Origin of the sequence: Actinophytocola sp. (assembly GCF_036555685.1) — a bacterium.
Taxonomy (GTDB): Bacteria; Actinomycetota; Actinomycetes; order Mycobacteriales; family Pseudonocardiaceae; genus Actinophytocola.
On record NZ_DATBKY010000025.1, the window covers coordinates 19,530 to 38,779 of the forward strand.

Here is a 19,250-nt window from a genome sequence, read left to right on the forward strand (position 1 = left end):
GCGGCCGCGGCGCGTTACGTTCCGACGCATGCGTCGTCAGGCTATGGCCGCTCTGGCCGCCGTCACCGCGGTCGTGGCCACCGTGGTCGCCACATCGTCGCCGTCCGCCGCGCCCGTGGTGCGTGCCGCGCCGGCGACCGACGTGATCGTGCACCTCTTCGAGTGGCCGTGGGAGTCGGTGGCGTCGGAGTGCCAGAACGTGCTGGGCCCCAAGGGCTTCGCCGCCGTGCAGGTGTCACCGCCGCAGGAACACGTTGTCGTGCAAGGCTTTCCGTGGTGGCAGGACTACCAGCCGGTGAGCTACCAGCTGAACTCGCGGCGCGGCGACCGGGCGGCGTTCGCGTCGATGGTGCGGACGTGCCACGCGGCCGGCGTGAAGATCTACGTCGACGCGGTGGTCAACCACATGGCGGGCGGCGCGTCGACCGGGCCGGGCAGCGGCGGGTCGACGTTCTCGCAGTACGGCTACCCTGCGGTGCCCTACGGCGACGGCGACTTCCACCACTGCGGACGCAACGGCAACGACGACATCGTGAACTGGGGCGACCGGTGGGAGGTCCAGAACTGCGAGCTCGTCGACCTGTCCGACCTGAAGACCGAGTCGCAGTACGTGCGGGAGAAGCTCGCCGGGTACCTGAACGACCTGATCTCGCTCGGCGTGGACGGCTTCCGCGTGGACGCGGCCAAGCACGTGCCGGTGGGTGACCTTTCCGCGATTTTCGGGATGCTGAACGGAAACCCGTACATCTACCAGGAGGTCATCGAGGGCGGCCCCGGCGAGATCAGCCCGACGGAGTACACCGGAACCGGTGATGTCACGGAGTTCCGTTACGGCGACACCGTGAGCGCGGCGTTCCGCAACGCCAACCTGCCGCAGGCCGCGGCGGTGGCGGACTCGATGTTGCTGGGCAGCGACGACGCGATCGCGTTCATCGACAACCACGACACGCAGCGCAACGGCAAGCCGGTGCTCACCTACAAGGACGGTTCGACGTATGCGCTCGCCGAGGCGTTCATGCTGGCGTGGCCGTACGGGCACGCGCAGGTGATGTCGAGCTTCTCGTTCGGCGGCGCGGACCAGGGGCCGCCGGCCGACGCGTCCGGCCACACGTCGCCGGTGTCCTGCGGGAACGGCTGGGAGTGCGAGCACCGCTGGCGGACGACCGCGAACATGGTCGGCTTCCGCAACGAGGCGTGGGGCACGCCGGTGACGAACTGGTGGACCAACGGCGGCGACCAGCTCGCGTTTGGCCGTGGGGACAAGGGTTTCGTGGTGTTCAACCGATCGGGTGGCGCGCTGTCGCAGACGTTCCAGACGAGCCTGCCGGCCGGCACCTACTGCGACGTGGCCGCGGGCGACCCGGGCGCGGGCTGCCCGACGGTGCAGGTGGGCACGGACGGCCGCGTCGCCGTGACCGTCAACGCGAACAGCATGCTGGCGATCCACACGGGCGCGCGGTCGTAGCTCTACGGGCGGAGACCGGCGAAGATCACGCCGAGCGTCCGGTCCCGCAGGTCCGCGCTCCAGCCGCCCTGCAGCGCGCCCTGCGCCGTCGCGGTCAGCAGCGCCATGACCTCGTCCAAGCGCGATCGACGAGGCCTAGGCCAAGCACCGAGTTGAGGGCACCGCATGGGGCTGGGTCGCCGGAGGTCCGAGCCGGCGAAGGCCGGGTCGCACGAGGGCTCGGACGCATGAGGACTGATGCGCACCCACGTGTGTGGACGCGTGCGAACGACGCGTGCGCGCGCGTGTGGAACGCAGGAACCGAAAGCCCCACCCTGTCCCGGGGGCCGCCCTCACATGCCAGTCTACCGGGGACCCCTGACAAAAGGCGTGGTCAAGCGGGTTCTGTGGACAACTCGAACCGTTGTGGACAACTCCTACGCGACCACGTGGACAGTGATCGAACCGAGACGGTCGAACTCCGCAAGATAGGTCTCGCCCGGGGACATCGGGACCGCGGCGTGCAGTGCGCCCGTCATGATCAGGTGACCCGGTTCGAGGGCGACGCCGCGCTCCCCCAGCGTGTTCGCGAGCCACGCGACCACGTTGACCGGGTCGCCGAGCGCCGCCGCGCCCGCGCCGGTGTCGACGAGCTCGCCGTCGCGGCTCATGACCATGCCGACGAGCCTGGTGTCCACTTCGGACAGCGATACCAGCCGCGAGGACCGCGCCACGGCGCCGCTCGACGCAAGGTCCGCGATCGTGTCCGCGAGGCGGATCTTCCAGTCCACGATGCGGGAGTCGACGATCTCCACGGACGCGCCGACCCCGGCCACCGCGGCGCGGGCGTCCTCGGCGGTGACGCCGGGGCCTCGCAGCCGCGAACCCATCACGAACACGATCTCCGCCTCGATCTTGGGCTGGATGAACGCGCTCGCCGAGATCTCCGCGCCGTCGGAGTACACAGTGGACTCGAAGACCGGCGCGAAGTCCGGCGAGTCCATGCCGATCATCCGCTGCATCGGCTTGGACGTCAGGCCCACCTTGTGCCCGACGATCCGGTCGCCGTCCGCGAGCAGCAGCTTCACCAGTTCCTGCTGGATCAGGTAACCCTCGTCGGCGCCGAGGCTCGGGTCGGCGTCGGTGAGCGGCTGGACGGGAACGCGGTTGCGGCGCGCCTCGTAGAGCCGCTTCGCCCTCTCCCGCGGATCCACGTGGCCTCCCGTTTCGCCGACAGCACCAGCCAGACCGAGCCCGCGCACACCACCATGCCGGCGAGGCCGGACCAACCGACCCGCTCGCCGAACATCAGCAGCGCCCACAGCATCGTCGTGGGCGGCGTCAGGTACAGCAAGGTGCTGGCCCCGGTCGCGCCGAACCTCCGCAGCGCGAGCAGGTAGCAACCGTATCCGCCGAACGTCGACAGCACGACCACCCACGCGACCGCGCACCAGAAACCCGCGGTGCCCGGCGGCGCGAGCCGGCCGGCGACCGCCGCCGGCACGACGAACGCGGCCGCCGACACCAGGCAGTGGATCGTCAGCGAGTCGAAAAGCGGCGTCGCGAGCCGCCAGCGGCGCTCCAGCAGCGTGCCGGTCGACAGGGCCAGCATGCCGCCCGCGACCAGCGCGTACCCGAGCGGCGGACCGCCCCCGGCCGCGTCGCCCGCGACTACCAGGCCGACGCCACCGACCCCGGCGCCGAGCCCGAGCCACTGCCGCACGCGAACCAGCTCCCCGAGCACCGGCCCCGACAGTGCGCCGACGACCAGCGGCTGCAGCACCGCGATCAGCGCGGCCACGCCGGCCGGCACGCCGAGGCCGACGCCGGTCACGACGCCGGCCAGGTAGAGGCTCTGGCAGAGCAGGCCGAGCACCACCTGCCGGGGCAGGTCGGCCCGCCGCCACCGCGGCCGGCGCACCACCATGATCGCGAGCAGGATCGCCACCGCGACGACGTAACGCCAGGCCAGCAGGGTGTCGGCAGGTGCCTCGGCGGTACCGAGCCGCGCGCCGACGAAGCCCGAGCTCCACATCACGACCAGGCCCGCAGCGGCCACGAGTCCTGTCATGCCAACAGGTAAACACACCGGTCGGTATACTGTCAGTGGAGGTGCGACCGTGACGACGATGACCCCGGCCGCGCAGCGGCTACTGGCGGCCGCGAGCGAGCTGTTCTACACCCGCGGCATCCACGCGGTCGGCGTCGACCTGATCGCCGAGGTCGCCGGCACCACGAAGAAGACTCTGTACGACCAGTTCGGCTCGAAGGACGCGCTCGTCGCCATGTACCTGCAGCGCCGGTTCGAGCGGTGGCGCGCGTTCGTCGAGGCGTGGCTGGCCGAGCACGGGCGAGAGCCGGTCGAGGCGCTCGGCGCGCTCGAGTCGTGGCTCGCTGACAACACGTGCGGGTGCGCGTTCGTCAACGCCCACGCGGAGATCGGCCGCGCCGACCACCCGGCGATCGCGGTCGTGCGCGCGGAGAAGCAGTGGACGCGGTCGCTGTACGAGGAGCTCGCACCCGGGCTCGGCGCGCAGCTGCACCTGATCCACGAGGGCGCGATCATCGCGCGATCGGTCGGCGGCCAGGCGGACGCGATGGACAACGCGCGGACGGCGATGCGCTCGCTGCTCGGCGATGCCATGCAACGAGCGTGATCACCCCGGTATAAACGGCACGTGGATTACGTGCGGCTTGGCAGGTCCGGGCTGAAGGTGTCGCCGGTGTGCCTCGGCACGCTGAGCTTCGGCGACCCGCAGCACCGAAAGTGGTACCTCACCGAGGAACAAGGCGAGCCGATCGTGCGGCGCGCGGTCGAGTCGGGAATCAACTTCTTCGACACGGCGGACATGTACTCGGCGGGTCTGACCGAGGAGATCACCGGCCGCCTGCTCAGCCGATTGTTCTCCAATCGCGACGATTACGTCCTCGCAACCAAGGTGTACAACCCGATGGGCCCGGGCCCGAACGATCGCGGCCTGTCGCGCAAGCACGTCATGTCGGCGATCGACGCGTCGCTGCGCCGGCTGGGCACCGACCACGTGGACCTGTACCAGATCCACCGGTGGGACGTGGACACCCCGGTCGAGGAGACGATGCAGGTGCTGGACGACGTGGTGCGGGCGGGAAAGGCGCGGTACGTCGGCGCGTCGACGATGCCGGCGTGGCGGTTCTCGAAGGCGCAGCACACGGCGCGGGCGCACGGCTGGACCCAGTTCGTGTCGATGCAGAACTACTACAACCTGCTGTACCGCGAGGAGGAGCGGGAGATGATCCCGCTGTGTCTCGACGAGGGCGTGGGCGTCGTGCCGTGGAGCCCGCTGGCGCGCGGCATGCTGGCCGGCAACCGGGAGCGGGGCGGCGTGCGGAGCACGACGCGGGCGAGCAACGACCGGTTCGCGGAGACGCTGTACTCGGAGGACGACTTCGACGTCGTGGACGCGGTGCGCGCCGTGGCGGCGGAGCGCGGGGTGCCGGCGGCGCAGGTCGCGCTGGCGTGGCTGCTGGGCAACCCGGCGGTCACGGCCCCGATCATCGGCGCGACGAAGCCGCACCACGTCGACGACGCGGTGGCGGCCACGGAGCTGAAGCTGACCGACGAGGAGCGGTCGAGGCTGGAGGCGCCCTACCGCCCGCACGAGGTCACCCCGAAGCACTGAGGTGAGGTGGCCACGGAAGCCCCTCCGAAACACGCAGCCGGACAGTCACCCCGAGCGCGATGCGATCCACAGCCCCGAACGTGGGCCTTGCCGCGCCAACCAAGCCGCTGAGCTGGGCGCTCAAGGGCATGACCGTCTGACGGCGGCCGCGGGCCCCCCGATCACCAGCCTAGAAGCTGGGGCCGGCAGAAGCGGCTCTGGGAAGCCGGGCTGTGGACAACCGGCGTCAGCGAATGTCGTCCACGTGACGGAAGTTCGCCACGTCCTCGGCCTCCGACGATGGCTCGCCCGCGAACCAGCCGTCCAGGATCTCCGTCAGCAGGGGCTGGCTGGTCAGGCGCAACGACAACGCCAGGACGTTGGCGTCGTTCCAGCGGCGGGCGCCCCGCGCGGTCTCCGCGTCCGCACACAGCGCGGCCCGCACGCCCGGCACCTTGTTCGCCGCGATGGACGCGCCGGTGCCGGTCCAGCACGCGACGATCGCCTGGTCCGCGCGGCCCTCGGCGACGTCGCGGGCCGCGCTCTCGCTCGCCCACGCCCAGTCGTCGCGTTCGTCGTCGTTCAGGGCGCCGTGCGGTAGTGGGTCGTGGCCCCGGCTGCGCAGCTCCGCCACGATCGCCTCCGCCACGCCGACCCGCTCGTCCGCAGCTACCGAAATCCTCATACCTACAGTTTCCGGTACATGATGTGCAGCCCGACGAACCCCTTCGCGGGGTGCTCGAAGCCCTCCGGCAGCGTCGCGATGATCTCGAAGCCCAGCGACTGCCACAGGGCGACCGCCCGCGTGTTCGTCTCCACCACCGCGTTGAACTGCATCGCCCGGTAGCCGTCCGCCCGCGCCAGGTCCAGCACGTACCCGCCGAGCGCGCGACCCACCCCGCGGCCACCGTGGTCCGGCGACACCATGAAGCTCGCGTTCGCGATGTGCGAACCCGGACCCATGTGGTTCCGCGCGAGCTTCGCCGTGCCGAGCACCGTGTCGCCGTCCACCGCGACGACCGTGCGGGCCGGCGGCGTGGACATCCACAGCTCGCGGGCGCGCCCCTCCGTGACATCGCGGTCCCACGTATAGGTGTCCCCGGCTCGCACGATGTCCCGCAGGAACGGCCAGATCTGCGCCCAGTCCTCGCTGGTCGCCTCGCGAATCCGCATACGGACAGCATGTCACGCTCCGCCAACCGGATTCCGGCCTCGCGACACGATCGGGCGTTACCGATCAGTCGGCCTGCCCTCACCGAGCCCTGAGGTCCACTGTGGAGGCATGAAATCCCTTCGTCTCAGCGGCCTTCTGCTGGCCGCAGCGACTCTGCTGACCACCGTGCTGGTCACTCCCGCGGACGCGACCACGCCGGGCGCCGCGACCGCGGACCGGCCCGTGTCCCGGCTGACGCTCACGGTCAAGGCACCCAACGGCACGAAGACCACCGTCCACCTCGACTGCCAGCCCGCCGGCGGCTCGCACCCCAAGCCCGAGCGCGCGTGCCTCGAGGTGAGCGACGCCCGCGGGAACCTCAACCACCTGTCCGGCTCGCCGGACATGATCGCCTGCACCATGGAGTATCGGCCGGTCGTCGCCGTCGCTCGCGGGCACTGGCACGGCAAGCGGGTGCGCTGGGAGCACCAGTACCCGAACCCGTGCACGCTGCTGTACCGGACGGGCGTGGTGTTCGACTTCTGAGAGCGGGCCACTAGGCCGCGAGGACGTCGGCGACGTGCAATCCCCCGTCATGCACGAAGCCGACGTCCCCGGTACGCAGGAAGTTGTCCGTCGACCCCCGCAGCCGCGCGCAGAACGTGCGCTCGCTGACGTCCGGCCTGCCGAGGTACCCGACCGCCACGTTCGGGCCGGACAGCCAGATCTCCCCGGCCGTCCCGTCCGGGCAGCGCGTCGCGGTCAGCGGGTCCACGATCGCGAGCTCGAGCTCGTCCGCGGGCCGGCCCCGGTCGAGCACCGGAGTGCCCTCCGCGCGCGGCTTCGCGAACCGCCCCGGCGCGATCGTGTCCGCGTCGAACGACGTGACCGCCGGGCCGCGCCGGCCCGCGACCAGCGCCGTCGCCTCGGGTAGCCAGTAGCAGGCGAAGAACGACGACCGGCGGAACCCGTTGCGGGCGAACCGGTTCGCGAAGGCATCCATTGTGGACGGAGAACCGTCCGTGAACGCGACGTCCCACGTAGCCAAGTCGACATCGTCGAGGCCGTCGGCGACCGCGGCGCGCGCGAAGTCCCGCTCCGTGCCACCACTCACCCGCGCGCGCCGGCCGGCGATCGCGCCCAGCCACGCGGCCGCGCCGGCATCGGGCGGCAACAAGGTCGAGCTGCTGCCGGCGAGGATCGGATGCAGCACGCCGGTCACCAGATCGCGATGCCCGGCGAGCCGGCTCACCACGCGCGCGTCGTGCCCGGTGCCGAACAGCCGCCCGGTCTGCCGCGCGGCGGCCACGAGGTTGCCGTGCGACACCATCACCCCGTGCCCGCCGGCGTAGTGCAGCAGCGCCAGCGTGTCGGAGTCGATGTCGGGCCGGCGCCAGTCGGCCGGCGGCGCGCTCAGAGACGTGACGGACAGCGTGGCCAGGCCGGGCAGTGACGTGTCCGGCGGCACGATCGCGGCCGCCGGGTCGGCGTCGGCGAGCACCGCCGGCAGGTCGCGCTCGGGCCGGGGCACGGCCACCACGCCCGCGTACCAGCAGCCCAGCAGCGCCGCCACGTACTCGAGGTCGCGTGGCAGCAGGACGAGGACGCGCTGCCCGGTGAGGCCGTGCGCGACGAGCGACGCGCCGATCGAGCGCGCCCGGGCGTCCAGCTCGGGGTAGCCGAGTGACGCGACGACGGAACCGTCGACGTACTCGACGGCGGGGCCGGCCACGTGCGCGGCGCGCTCCCCGAGCACGTCGACGAACGTCGGTGCCATGTCCTTACCTCCTGGTCGGGTCAAGAACCGCTCGACCATGACATCGCGCGTGCCTCGAACCCGCCTCGAGAGCCGCTCAGGACACCTCGACGAGCCGTGTGGACCGCAACTCACCGGCGGCGATGTCGAGCACGCCGACCGTGCCGTGCGGCTGGCGGCGGCGGTCGGTGGGCGAGCCGGGGTTGAAGATCCGCAGGCCGTCGCCGGTCTCGTCGAGCGGGATGTGCGAGTGGCCGAAGACGACGAGGTCCGCGTCCGGGAAGCGGCGGCGCATCCGCGCGATGCGGCCGACCTTGTTGCCGCTGTCGTGGATCATGCCGACGCGCAGGCCGTCGAGGTCGAGCTCGAGCGTCTCGGGTGCGCCCCACGCCACCACGTCCGGCCCGTCGTTGTTGCCGGCCACCACGTGTACCGGCGCGAACCCGGCCAGCTCGTCCAGCACGGACGGCACGCACACGTCCCCGGCGTGCAGGATCGCGTCGGCGCCGCGCAGCTGCTCGGCCACGCGCGGCGGGCAGGACTTCCACCGGCGCGGCGCGTGCGTATCGGCCAGCACGACGACTCGCACAGGCCCTCCTTATATAAGACGCCACTGTTATTCTGGGCAGGTGCACGCCTTCGACGTCCTCGGCGACCCCGTTCGCCGCCGCATCCTCGAGCTGCTCGCGGACGGCGAGCGGGCGGCGGGCGAGGTCTCCGCGGTCGTGCAGGAGGAGTTCGGCATCACCCAGCCCGCGGTCTCCCAGCACCTGAAGGTACTCCGCGAGAACGGGTTCGCGCGGGTCCGCGCCCAGGGCACGCGACGGCTCTACGCGGTGGAGCCGGAGCCGCTGCGCGAGGCCGACCAGTGGTTCGCCGAGCACTTCCGCCGCTTCTGGACGCCGCACCTGGACGCCCTGGCCACCGAGATCGCGCGCGGCAAGCGGCAGCGCCGAACGTGAGTCCGGGCCCCGCACGGTGTGTGCGAGGGCCCGGATCCGAGACCGGCTCAGCGCGCCGGCCGCACGCCCATGCCGTCCACCACGGCGGTGTCGAGCGCGGTGTACTCGAGTACCGATCCCGGCTTCAACCCGTGGTCGGCGACGGTGACGACCGAGCGCTTGCCGATGAACCGGCCGGACGCGGGGTCGATGATCACGTCGAGCCGCTCCCGCTGGTCGGTGACGCCGAACGCCGTGCCCTTGCGGCCGTCGAGGTTGGCGAACTTCTCGGTGACCCGCACCGTGGGCAGCTTGGCCAGTACCCGGTACATCGCGGCCCGCAGATCGGCGGGCACCAGCCCGCTGCCGAGGAAGTCGGCGGCGATCTGCAGCGCGCGCATGTCGGGCGTCGACTTCCTGCTGTCCGCGGTCACCGCCCGCAGGGCGGCGTACAGCTTGTCGGGGTCACGTGGCAGGGACGCCATGAACTCCTCGTTCGGCGAGCTCCAGCTGCCCCGCGTCGTGCACGGCGTTCGCCCCTCCTCCTTGGCGAACCAGTCGCCGCACGGCGCACGCCAGACGCCTTCGGGCCAGCCGCCCTCGACCTCGATTCCATGGGCGCGGGCCTGCGCTTCGGTGCCCACCAACCACTTGCGCTTGCCGGTGACGTCCCGGCGCCACATCCACTGCTGCTTCTCCTGCGCCGGCACCCAGGTCTCCAGCAGGTTCTCCGCCACCCAGGTGTAGCCGGGCGGCTCGTCGACGAAGGACGCCCACCAGGCGTGCAGCGCGATGTAGCGGAACTGACCGGGTGCGAGCGGCTCGTCCGCCGCGTGGATACGGTCCGCCGCGGCGTTGAGCTGCACCGAGGCGGCGGCGTCGGCGATTTCCGGCTGGTCACCACCATGGCCGGCGGACCCGTGCTCGGCCGGCCGGCCATCGGGCCGCGCCACCAGCACGCCGGTCACGAGCGCGGCCACCGCCGCGACCGCCGCGGCCACCTGTGCCCACCGGGGCCAGTGCCGGCGTGCGGGCGGGGCGGCGGCCGGCGTGCGCGGCTGTGCACCGGCGGCGGCGAGCAGACCCGTCCGGGTGCGGGCGAGTTCGCGGGCATCTGCGTCCACATCGGAACGAAGGCTGGCAAGGGCCGCGTCCAGGTGCTGGTCCGACCACATCTCGTGCACGTTCTCCTCAGGCATCGTCGGCCTCCTCTCGATCGTCCGTGTGGCGCGGAGCGTTGGCGCGCAACCACTTCCGTACCCGGTGCAGTCGCGATCGGACGGTGCCGGCCGGGATGCCGAGCGCGTCGGCGACCTCGGCTGTGTCCAGGCCGGCCCACGAGACGAGCAGCAGCACGTCTCTGTCCCCTTCGGACAGCTCGGCTAGCGCGCCGGCGAGCCGGGCCGCGAGCACCGCCGCGTCCACCCGCTCGGCGACGAGGTTGTCGTGGTTCGCGGCGTGCGGTGTGTGCCCGGAGCGGGCCGTCGCGCGTAGCGCGCGGACCTCGTCGCGGGCGTGGCGGCGCAGCAGGTTGGTGGCGATCCCGTAGAGCCAGGAGCGCACCACGCCGCGCCGCGGGTCGTAGGTGTGGCGGTGGTCGAGGGCGACCAGGAAGGTCTCGCTGACGAGGTCGTGCGCGGCGTCCGGGCCCACCCGCCGGGCCAGGTAGTGGTGCAGGGGGCGGGCGTAGGCGTCGAACAGCCGGCCGAACTCGACCGCGGGTTCCGGCCCACCCAGGTAGGGCCGGTCCCGGTCGACCGGTACGTCGTTGTCCGGTTGTCGTTGGGTCATCGTCCTCACATCAGGTATTGCCCGATGCGGCCGGACGCGTTCACACGGTGCGCGGGCTCACGCGGAGAGCAGCTGCGCGCAGCGGATCAGGCCCAGGTGAGAGTAGGCCTGCGGGTGGTTGCCCAGCGAGCGCTCGGCCACCGGGTCGTACTCCTCGGGGAGGAGGCCCGTGGGCCCGGCCGCGTCGACGATCTGGGCGAACAGATCCTCCGCCTCCGTGCGGCGGCCGGTCAGCAGGTACGCCTCGATCATCCACGCCGCGCACAGGTGGAAGCCGCCCTCGTTGCCGGGCAGGCCGTCGTCGCGGTGGTAGCGGTAGACCGTGGAGCCGCTGCGCAGCTCGGCCTCCGTCGCGGTGACCGTCGCGTGGAAGCGCTCGTCCGACGGGTCGAGCAGCCCGACCATGCCGATCAGCAACGTCGCGGCGTCCAGGTCCGTGCCGTCGTAGGCCGTGGTGAACGACTGGACCTCCTCGTTCCAGCCCTTGGTCAGCACGTCCTTCGCGATCGTGTCGCGCAGGCCGGGCCAGAACGGCTCCACCGCGCGCCCGTACGCCTCCGCGAGCTTGACCGCCCGGTCGATCGTCAGCCAGCACATGACCTTCGAGTACACGTGGTGGCGCGGCCGGTGCCGTTCCTCCCAGATGCCGTGGTCGGGCTCGTGCCAGCGCCGCGCCACCGCCTCGGCCATCGCGCAGACCATGCGCCAGTCGTCGTCGGTGAGCTTGCCGCGTGCCTCCGACAGCGCCGCGACGAGGTCCACGACCGGGCCGAACACGTCCAGCTGCACCTGCTGGTTCGCGAGGTTGCCGACGCGCACCGGACGCGAGCCGGCGTACCCGGGCAGCGTGTCGATCACGGCCTCGGCGGGCAGCGTCGTGCCGGCGATCGTGTACAGCGGGTGCAGCAGCTCCGGGCCGGGCAGCGTGGCGAGCACGCCGTGCAGCCAGCGCAGGAAGCCCTCCGCCTCGCCGGTCGAGCCGACCGACACCAGCGCCCGCGCCGTCATCGCGCCGTCGCGCAGCCAGCAGTAGCGGTAGTCCCAGTTGCGGATGCCGCCGAGCTCCTCGGGCAACGACGTGGTCGCCGCGGCCATGATCGCGCCGGTCTCCTCGTGGCACAGGCCGCGCAGCGTCAGCGCGGACCGGGCCACCAGGTCCTTCTCCACGGCGGGCAGCGAGAGCCCGTCCAGCCAGTCCGTCCAGTACGCCGCCGAGCGCGCGGCCCGCTCCCGCTCGGGCAGCCGATGCGGGTCGAGGTCGTTCGTCCCGCACCGCAGCTCCAGCACCACCGGCGAGCCGGGCGCCGGCGTGATCACCGCGCGAGCCGTGTCGTGCATGCCGTCCGACGAGATCTCCCACGCGACGCCGGGGGCCCGCAGCGCGACCGGGTCCGAGGTGCCGAGCACCCGCAGGCCGTCGTCGGACGGGATCAGCCGCACCTGCACCTGCGCGAACTCCGGCCGTGGCGCGAACTCGACGACCGCGGCGGCGGTGCCGGAGATGACCCGGACGAGGTCGGTGCGGTGGCCGTAGGAGTAGTGGTCGAGGTAGTCCGTGACGAGCAGGCCCGACCAGCGGGTCTCGACGGTCATCGTGCCCGGCAGGTAGCGCTGGCCCAGCGGCAGGCCGCCGCGCTCCGGTGTGATCGAGAAGTGCCCGGCGGCCGAGCCGCCGAGCAGGTCGGCGAACACCGCGGCGGAGTCCGGCTCGGGGTGGCACAGCCACGTCAGCCGCGCGTCCGGGGTGAGCAACGCGATCGACCGCTCGCTCGCGAGCATCGTCAACCGCTCGATCGGCGGCGCCTGCTCGCCGTAGAGCCAGTTGCGGCGCTCCTCCAGCAGGAACGCGAGCACCATGCCGACCTCGTTCGGGTCGGCGATGTGGTAGTGCGCGAGCGTCTCCCCCTGGCCGACCTTGACGCCGAGGTCCGGGCCGGACAGCCGGGCGAACGCCTTCTCGTCGGTCACGTCGTCGCCCACGAACACCGCGGCCGTGGCGCCGACCTGGTGGCGCAGCACGTCCAGCGCGCGGCCCTTGTCGGTCTGCACGACCGCGAGCTCGATGACCTCCTTGCCCTCGGTCACCTGCACGCCGTCCCACGTGCACGGGCCGGACCGCACCGCCGCCTGGACGCGCTCGGCCACCTCCGGCTCGGCGCGGCGGGTGTGCACCGCGATGCTCGCGGGCTTGACCTCCAGGTACACGCCGGTCTCGGTGCCGGTCAGCTGCTCCAGCTCCGCCTCGAGCCGGCGATGCAGGTTGCGTGCGGAGTCGTCGAGCGCGTGCACGAAGCCGATGTCGAACTCCGATCCGTGGCTGCCGACGAGGTGCACCTCGGAGGGCAGCCGGGAGAGCGTGGCCAGGTCGCGCAGGGCCCGCCCGGAGATGACCGCGGTCGTCGTCTCGTGCAGGTCGGCGAGCGAGCGCAGCGCGCCGACCGACTCGTTCATCGGCCGTGCCTGCTCGGGGTTCTCCACGATCGGCGCGAGCGTTCCGTCGTAGTCGCAGGCGACCAGCAGGCGGGGCGTGCGGGCGATCTGGACGAGGGCTCGCCGCAGCTCCGCGGGAAGGGCCTCAGCGGTCATGGCGTGGACCTCGTGCTCGAGCGCAGGGTTCAACGGTCACGGACGTTCGACTCTCTTGCGAATGGGGTGTGTGCACTCGCTCTGCACTCAGGCTGGCACACGGCGGCAGAGCCGAACTGTATCGCCCGTCAACCGCCCGCGGGCGCGACCCGGCAAGATCAGGTCAGCGCCTCCTGCATGGCCGGCTGCAGGGCGTCGAGGAACGAGCGCGCCCAGCGGTCGACGTCGTGGGTGAGGACCTGGCGGCGCAGCGCACGCATCCGCCTGCGGCCCTCCGCGGGGTCGACGGTGAGCGCCGCGTGCATGGCGTTCTTGACCCCGTCGAGGTCGTGTGGGTTGACCAGGAACGCACTGGTCAGCTCGGCCGCGGCGCCGGCGAACTCGCTCAGCACGAGCGCACCGCCGAGGTCGTGGCGGCAGGCGACGTACTCCTTGCAGACGAGGTTCATGCCGTCGCGGACCGGAGTGACGAGCATGACGTCGGCCGCGGAGAAGAAGGCGGCGAGCTCCTTGCGGTCGATCGACTGGTGCAGGTAGTGCACGACGGGTCGGCCGACGCGGGCGAACTCGCCGTTGATGCGGCTGACCACCTGCTCGATCTCGCCGCGCATGCGCTGGTAGTGCTCGACCCGCTCCCGGCTCGGGGTGGCGAGCTGGATCATCACGACCTCGCCCGGGTCGACCCGGCCCTCGGCGAGCAGCTCCTGCAGCGCGTAGAGGCGCAGGTCGATGCCCTTGGTGTAGTCGAGCCGGTCGACGCCGAGAATGATCTTCTTCGGGTTGCCGAGGTCGGCCCGGATCTGCTTGGCGCGCTGGATGCACTCGCGGCTGCGGGCCATCGCGTCGAGGCTGCTCGCGTCGATCGAGATCGGGAACGCGCCGACCCGCACCGAGCGGTCGCCGACCTGGACGATGCCGGGCCGGGTGCGCACGCCGACCGCGCCGCGGCTGGGCTCGAGGCCGATCAGGCGGCGCGCGAGCCACAGGTAGTTCTGGGCGCCGCCGGGACGGTGGAAGCCGACGAGGTCCGCGCCGAGCAGCCCGCGGATGATCTCGGCGCGCCACGGGAGCTGCATGAACAGCTCGGTCGGCGGGAACGGGATGTGCAGGAAGAAGCCGATGCGCAGGTCGGGCCGCTGCTCGCGGAGCATGGCCGGGACGAGCTGCAGCTGGTAGTCCTGCACCCACACGATCGCGCCGTCGGCGGCGATCTGGGCACACGCGTCCGCGAATCTTCGGTTGACCTTGACGTAGCTGTCCCACCAGCCGCGGTCGAACACCGGGGTCTCGACGACGTCGTGGTAGAGCGGCCAGAGCGTGGCGTTGGAGAAGCCCTCGTAGTAGTCGCGCACCTCGTCGGAGGTCAGCGTGACCGGGTGCAGCCAGATGCCGTCGTCGGAGAACTCGTCGACCTCGACGCCGGGGATTCCCGGCCAGCCGACCCACGCGCCGCTGTGCGAACGCAGGAACGGCGCCAGCGCGCTGACCAGCCCGCCGGGGCTGTGCTTCCACCGCTCCGTGCCGTCCGGCATGCGTTCCAGGTCCACCGGCAGCCGGTTGGCGACGACGATGAAGTCGGCGCCACCGCCTTCCGGCAGTTCGGTCGTGTGTCCGCTCTCACTCACGCCGCGCATGCCTCCTCAAGCCTCTCGGACCTCGACATTAGTCAAGTCGTGACCGGTGTGGGTGACGAGAAGTCCGGTGTCACAACGGAAGAAGCGTCACAGTGCGTGCCCGTGCGGATGCACGCGTCACTCGAGACGGCGTCGCGTCGGGCGCAGGGGGCCGGCCATCCGGGGTCCGGCGAAGCGGCGTTCGAGACGGCCGAGCCCGACACGGGCGGGCTGGGCGAGGTACTCGCCGAGGACCACGCCCGCGGCGAGCGCGAGCGCCGAGGACACGGCGAGCATGAGCGTCGGGAGCCCGGCGATCGAGCGCTCCACGGCGAGCTCGTACAGCGCGCGGTAGGTGGCGAGACCGGGCAGCAGCGGCACCATCCCGGAGACGGCGACGACCAGCGGCGGGATCTTCAGCCGGCGGGAGATCAGGCCGCCGGAGAAGCCGATGACGGTGGCCGCGACCGCCGACGACGCGATCGGGCCGATCCCGCCCAGCAGCAGCGCGCTGTACCCGCCGGCGCCCGTCGCCCCGGCCACCGCGGCGACCAGCATCGCCCGCGGGGTGGCGTAGCTGGCCAGGGCGAAGCAGCCGGCCGCGGCGCCACCGGCCACGGTCTGCAGCGGCAGCCGCAGCGCGGAGAACGTGAGCTGGTCGGCGAGGCCCTGTGGCGGCAGGCCGAAGCGGACGGCGACGTTCAGCGCGAGCACGACGCCCGCGATCAGCCCCGCCGTCATGAGCGACACCTCGATCGTGCGGCCCGCGGCGGTGACGTTGTAGCCGGTGATCGCGTCCTGCACGGTCGAGACCACGGACAGGCCGGACAGCAGCACGGTGATCGCGGCGGCCACGACCAGCGTCGGCTTCTGCGCGCCCAGCATGCCGCTCGCGACCAGGCCGAGCGCGGCGCCGGTGGCGAGCGCGCCGCCGACGAGCTGCTGGAAGAAGAACGGGAGCGCGCGCCTGTTCAGCAGCCTGCCGATCCGGTCGACGATCGCGGTGATGAGTCCCGCGGACACGGCGACGGCGGCGTCCCCGCCGATCAGCAGGCAGATCGCGGCGGCCATCCCGGCGTAGGCGAGCGTGGCGAGCCAGCGCGGGTACGGGTGTGGCGCGGTGGTGATCTTGCTCAGCTCGATGTGCGCCTCGCGGACCGAGATCCGGCCGCGGGTGATCCGGGCGACGAGCCGCTCGACGAGCGCGAGCCGCGTGTAGTCGAGGCTGCGCGAGCGGACCACCCGCAGCGAGGTCACGGGCGGCCGGTCGACGCCGCGATGGCAGGTGACGGTGATCGAGGTGAAGATCACGTCGACCTCGCAGTGCGGCAGCCCGTAGGAGTTGGCCACCGCGATGATCGTGGCGGTCGCGTCGGAGGCACCGGCGCCGACCGACATCTGCACCTCGCCGATGCGGACCGCGAGATCGAGTACGAAGTGGACGGTCGACTCGTCCGGCAGGGCCGGCCCCTGCACGGCATGCGGACCGATCGAGTCGATCCTTCTGTCCCGGACGAACCGGGGTGGGTTGTGTGCTCGCGCGGACCGGGTCCGCTGCGCGAACCACACGGTGCGTCACCTCCATGTCGTGCGCCTGCTCGCGAAGGTATCCCAGGGCTCATCGGCGCGCCGCCGGACGGTGTTAGGAACGGCGCGCCGTGTCCTCGCCCACGTGACCTACGATGAGCACCGGCCACCCCGCGTGGTCAAGCCGCTGTAGCTCAATCGGTAGAGCACTCGCCTTGTAAGCGAACGGTTGCGGGTTCAAGTCCTGTCAGCGGCTCCGTCGTGGTGGAGGTCACGCCTTCAGGTGATCTCCCCGCCCGTGACAATCTCCTTCACCGGCCCGGGTACGCGCAGCGCAAGGCGCGTCCAGGCCCCGGGCGCGCCGGTCCGTCAGGCCAGGGAGGGCAGGCCCTCGGTCGAGCCGAGCCGGTGACCGGGGCGCAGGTTCCGCGCGAGCTCGCAGACGGCGACCAGCCGCATGCTGGCCCAGTCGGCGCTCAACCACCCGAACAGGTCGTCCGGGGCGTGCAACGGCAGGCCGATCTCGCGCATGTGGTCCAGCACGCCCTGGGCGTAGCCGGCGAGCAGCACCGTGCCGGCGACCGCGGCGCCGGACTCGACGCCGGTGGCCAGGACGTCGCGCACGGCGGCGGCATGCTGGTCGACCATCGCGCCCAGCCCCGGGATCGCGGCGGCGGCCACGAGGCCCGCCGTGCCGATCTGCTCGTGCACGCGATCCAGCACGCGGCGAGCCGACCGCTCGAGACGCCGTACCCCCACCTCATCACCCTTTCGTGGAGACAACCTGCCGTGTGTAACACGGCGTGCGGGCCGCGTCCGAGCAGGAGTGAGCCGCACCACACCGATCGGCGACCGGACCACCAGCGTTGGTCGAGCGGAGGTGCGAACATCCCCGCCATGGCGGAGACCGGCGAGCTCGCGAACCTGCGGGCACAGCGCAAGCGTCCGCCGCGTTCGCCTGGGAAAACCTCGTCCCGCTGCGCGAGCGGGAGACGGCGTCGGTGTGGCGGAGCAAGAACTTCAGAGGATGATGTCGATAGCCGGGCGGCGGGTCCGACTTCCTCCCGACGCGGGCCCCGCTGGGGGCCGGACGACGAAGGAGACAGCGATGAAGTTCCTGCTGATCATGCAGGTCAACCCGGCCGTTCTCGAAGCGCTCACCGAGGCGGAGCGCGACTCGATCATGGCGGGCCACGAGGACTTCATGAAGGCCATCCGGGACTCCGGCGAGTTCATCGCCACCCAGGCGCTCGCCGACCCTGCCAACTCGGTCACCGTGCGCGGCACCGGCGCGGTGCCAGCGGTGACCGACGGCCCGTTCCTCGAGGCCAAGGAGTTCATGGGCGGCTACTACATGGTCGACGTCGACTCCAAGGAGCGCGCGGTCGAGCTCGCCCAGCAGATCCCGGACGCGAAGTTCAGCGGCCTGGCGATCGAGGTCCGGCCGATCATGTTCGAAGCCGGGTTCGACATGTGATGTCCGAGCCCCGGACGGTCGAGGACCTGCTGCGCACGCTCGCGCCGCGGGTCCTCGGCGTCCTCGTCCGGCGGCACGGCCAGTTCGACGCGTGCGAGGACGCGGTGCAGGAGGCGCTGCTCGCCGCGGCCGTGCAGTGGCCGGCCGAGGGCGTGCCGGACGAGCCGGCGGGCTGGCTCGTCACGGTCGCCGGGCGGCGGCTCACCGACCAGTGGCGCAGCGAGTCGGCACGGCGTCGGCGCGAGACGGCGGTCGCGATGAGCCGGCCCTACCACGAGCTGATCACCCCGGCGCCGGCCGAGGAGCTGGAGCGGCACGGCGACGACACGCTCACGCTGCTGTTCCTGTGCTGCCACCCGGCGCTGTCCGCGCCGTCGCAGATCGCACTGACGCTGCGCGCGGTCGGCGGCCTGACCACCGAGCAGATCGCCCGCGCGTTCCTCGTGCCCGAAACGACGATGGCGCAGCGGATCAGCCGGGCGAAGCAGAAGATCAAGGAGGCCGGCGCCACCTTCTCCATGCCGGCCGGGCCGGAGCGCGCCGGCCGGATCGCCGTGGTGCTGCAGGTGCTGTACCTGATCTTCAACGAGGGTTACACCGCGACGTCCGGCCCGGACCTGCAGAACGTCGAGCTGACCGCCGAGGCGATCCGGCTGACCCGCGAGGTGCGCCGGCTGCTGGCCGAGGACGATACGGCGGCGGGCGAGACGGCCGGGTTGCTCGCGCTGATGTTGCTCACCGACTCCCGGCGCGCCACCCGGAGCACGCCCGACGGTGGGCTGGTGCCACTCGCCGAGCAGGACCGCAGCCGGTGGGACGCGGACCTGATCCGTGAGGGCACCGAGCTGATCGAGCACACGCTGGCCACGGCGGTGCCGGGCCCGTACCAGATCCAGGCGGCCATCGCGGCCGTGCACGCCGAGGCGGGGAGCACGAAGGAGACGGACTGGGACCAGGTCCTCGTGCTGTACGAGCTCCTCGACCGGATGTCACCGAACCCGATGGTGACCCTGAACCGCGCGATCGCCTCCGCGCAGGTCTACGGCCCGAAGGCCGGCCTAGACCTGCTCGACTCGCTCGCCGCCGACAAGCGCGTGGCGCGCCACCACCGGCTCGACGCGGTCCGCGCACACCTGCTCGAGCTGGCCGGCGACCTCGACGCGGCACGCGAGGCGTACGTCCGGGCCGCCCGGCGGACGGTCAGCCTGCCCGAGCAGCGGTACCTGGAGGCGAAGGCGGCCGCACTGCGTTAGGCGCCTGTTCGCCCCGTTCGCCGACCCCGTCTCCGGCGGACGGATACTCTCGCGGCGTACGGAGTAAGGGG

19 protein-coding genes and 1 tRNA gene are annotated in these 19,250 nt (G+C 72.1%); 8 read left to right on the forward strand and 12 right to left on the reverse strand.

Annotated features, from left to right (window positions below; all coding sequences use genetic code 11):
* Window positions 1-28: 28 nt before the first annotated feature.
* Window positions 29-1,465 (forward strand): alpha-amylase, encoded by a 1,437-nt coding sequence (locus VH969_RS02675; protein WP_331969751.1) that lies wholly within the window; start codon window positions 29-31, stop codon window positions 1,463-1,465.
* Between the two features lie 416 nt (window positions 1,466-1,881).
* On the opposite strand, the gene VH969_RS02680 is transcribed toward VH969_RS02675, so the two are convergent.
* Both VH969_RS02680 and VH969_RS02685 read right to left on the reverse strand, forming a co-directional pair.
* Window positions 1,882-2,658, reverse strand: a complete 777-nt coding sequence (locus VH969_RS02680; protein ID WP_331969754.1) for a 2-keto-4-pentenoate hydratase — start codon at window positions 2,656-2,658, stop codon at window positions 1,882-1,884.
* On the reverse strand, window positions 2,547-3,515 hold the full coding sequence (locus VH969_RS02685; RefSeq protein ID WP_331969757.1) for a DMT family transporter: 969 nt from the start codon (window positions 3,513-3,515) through the stop codon (window positions 2,547-2,549). Before VH969_RS02685 ends, VH969_RS02680 begins: the two co-directional genes overlap by 112 nt.
* A 58-nt stretch (window positions 3,516-3,573) precedes the next feature.
* Here VH969_RS02685 and VH969_RS02690 point away from each other — a divergent pair, with 58 nt between their 5' ends.
* Both VH969_RS02690 and VH969_RS02695 read left to right on the forward strand, forming a co-directional pair.
* Window positions 3,574-4,101, forward strand: a complete 528-nt coding sequence (locus VH969_RS02690; protein WP_331969834.1) for a TetR/AcrR family transcriptional regulator — start codon at window positions 3,574-3,576, stop codon at window positions 4,099-4,101.
* Between the two features lie 21 nt (window positions 4,102-4,122).
* Window positions 4,123-5,103: an aldo/keto reductase gene (locus VH969_RS02695; protein WP_331969760.1), complete on the forward strand. Its 981-nt coding sequence runs from the start codon at window positions 4,123-4,125 to the stop codon at window positions 5,101-5,103.
* 226 nt (window positions 5,104-5,329) lie between these two features.
* Here VH969_RS02695 and VH969_RS02700 read toward each other — a convergent pair whose 3' ends face one another.
* Together VH969_RS02700 and VH969_RS02705 are read right to left on the reverse strand one after the other, a co-directional pair.
* A complete protein-coding gene (locus VH969_RS02700) occupies window positions 5,330-5,767 on the reverse strand; it encodes an RpiB/LacA/LacB family sugar-phosphate isomerase (RefSeq protein WP_331969763.1) in 438 nt (145 codons plus the stop codon).
* A 2-nt stretch (window positions 5,768-5,769) separates the two neighbouring features.
* Window positions 5,770-6,255 (reverse strand): GNAT family N-acetyltransferase, encoded by a 486-nt coding sequence (locus tag VH969_RS02705; RefSeq protein WP_331969766.1) that lies wholly within the window; start codon window positions 6,253-6,255, stop codon window positions 5,770-5,772.
* Window positions 6,256-6,364: 109 nt separating this feature from the next.
* Between VH969_RS02705 and VH969_RS02710 the strand changes: the two genes are divergently transcribed.
* A complete protein-coding gene (locus VH969_RS02710; RefSeq protein WP_331969769.1) occupies window positions 6,365-6,781 on the forward strand; it encodes an SSI family serine proteinase inhibitor in 417 nt (138 codons plus the stop codon).
* A 10-nt stretch (window positions 6,782-6,791) separates the two neighbouring features.
* Here the strand turns inward: VH969_RS02710 and VH969_RS02715 are convergent, their stop codons facing one another.
* Window positions 6,792-8,012: an AMP-binding protein gene (locus tag VH969_RS02715; RefSeq protein ID WP_331969772.1), complete on the reverse strand. Its 1,221-nt coding sequence runs from the start codon at window positions 8,010-8,012 to the stop codon at window positions 6,792-6,794.
* Window positions 8,013-8,088: 76 nt separating this feature from the next.
* A complete protein-coding gene (locus tag VH969_RS02720) occupies window positions 8,089-8,580 on the reverse strand; it encodes a metallophosphoesterase family protein (RefSeq protein ID WP_331969775.1) in 492 nt (163 codons plus the stop codon).
* A 40-nt stretch (window positions 8,581-8,620) separates the two neighbouring features.
* Here VH969_RS02720 and VH969_RS02725 point away from each other — a divergent pair, with 40 nt between their 5' ends.
* Window positions 8,621-8,953 (forward strand): ArsR/SmtB family transcription factor, encoded by a 333-nt coding sequence (locus VH969_RS02725; protein WP_331969778.1) that lies wholly within the window; start codon window positions 8,621-8,623, stop codon window positions 8,951-8,953.
* A 47-nt stretch (window positions 8,954-9,000) separates the two neighbouring features.
* Here VH969_RS02725 and VH969_RS02730 read toward each other — a convergent pair whose 3' ends face one another.
* From VH969_RS02730 to VH969_RS02750, 5 genes are all read right to left on the reverse strand, one after another.
* Window positions 9,001-10,131 (reverse strand): CU044_5270 family protein, encoded by a 1,131-nt coding sequence (locus VH969_RS02730; RefSeq protein ID WP_331969781.1) that lies wholly within the window; start codon window positions 10,129-10,131, stop codon window positions 9,001-9,003.
* The gene (locus VH969_RS02735; protein WP_331969784.1) at window positions 10,124-10,723 is read right to left on the reverse strand and encodes an RNA polymerase sigma factor; all 600 of its coding nucleotides are present in this window, start codon (window positions 10,721-10,723) and stop codon (window positions 10,124-10,126) included. The genes VH969_RS02730 and VH969_RS02735 overlap by 8 nt, the downstream gene beginning before the upstream one ends.
* A gap of 57 nt (window positions 10,724-10,780) precedes the next feature.
* Complete coding sequence (gene otsB / locus VH969_RS02740) at window positions 10,781-13,309, reverse strand: trehalose-phosphatase (protein ID WP_331969787.1); 2,529 nt, start codon at window positions 13,307-13,309, stop codon at window positions 10,781-10,783.
* Window positions 13,310-13,467: 158 nt separating this feature from the next.
* On the reverse strand, window positions 13,468-14,934 hold the full coding sequence (locus tag VH969_RS02745; RefSeq protein WP_331969790.1) for an alpha,alpha-trehalose-phosphate synthase (UDP-forming): 1,467 nt from the start codon (window positions 14,932-14,934) through the stop codon (window positions 13,468-13,470).
* A 126-nt stretch (window positions 14,935-15,060) separates the two neighbouring features.
* Window positions 15,061-16,491, reverse strand: a complete 1,431-nt coding sequence (locus tag VH969_RS02750; RefSeq protein WP_414638416.1) for a threonine/serine exporter family protein — start codon at window positions 16,489-16,491, stop codon at window positions 15,061-15,063.
* A gap of 141 nt (window positions 16,492-16,632) precedes the next feature.
* On the opposite strand from VH969_RS02750, the gene VH969_RS02755 reads away from it, so the two are divergent.
* Window positions 16,633-16,705, forward strand: a tRNA-Thr gene (locus VH969_RS02755).
* A gap of 113 nt (window positions 16,706-16,818) precedes the next feature.
* Here VH969_RS02755 and VH969_RS02760 read toward each other — a convergent pair.
* Entirely contained in the window at window positions 16,819-17,208 is a 390-nt protein-coding gene (locus VH969_RS02760; RefSeq protein WP_331969793.1) for a DUF6401 family natural product biosynthesis protein, read from the reverse strand.
* Between the two features lie 349 nt (window positions 17,209-17,557).
* Here VH969_RS02760 and VH969_RS02765 point away from each other — a divergent pair, with 349 nt between their 5' ends.
* Together VH969_RS02765 and VH969_RS02770 are read left to right on the forward strand one after the other, a co-directional pair.
* Complete coding sequence (locus VH969_RS02765) at window positions 17,558-17,926, forward strand: YciI family protein (RefSeq protein ID WP_331969796.1); 369 nt, start codon at window positions 17,558-17,560, stop codon at window positions 17,924-17,926.
* Window positions 17,926-19,179, forward strand: a complete 1,254-nt coding sequence (locus VH969_RS02770; RefSeq protein ID WP_331969799.1) for an RNA polymerase sigma factor — start codon at window positions 17,926-17,928, stop codon at window positions 19,177-19,179. Before VH969_RS02765 ends, VH969_RS02770 begins: the two co-directional genes overlap by 1 nt.
* The last annotated feature ends 71 nt before the right edge of the window (window positions 19,180-19,250 follow it).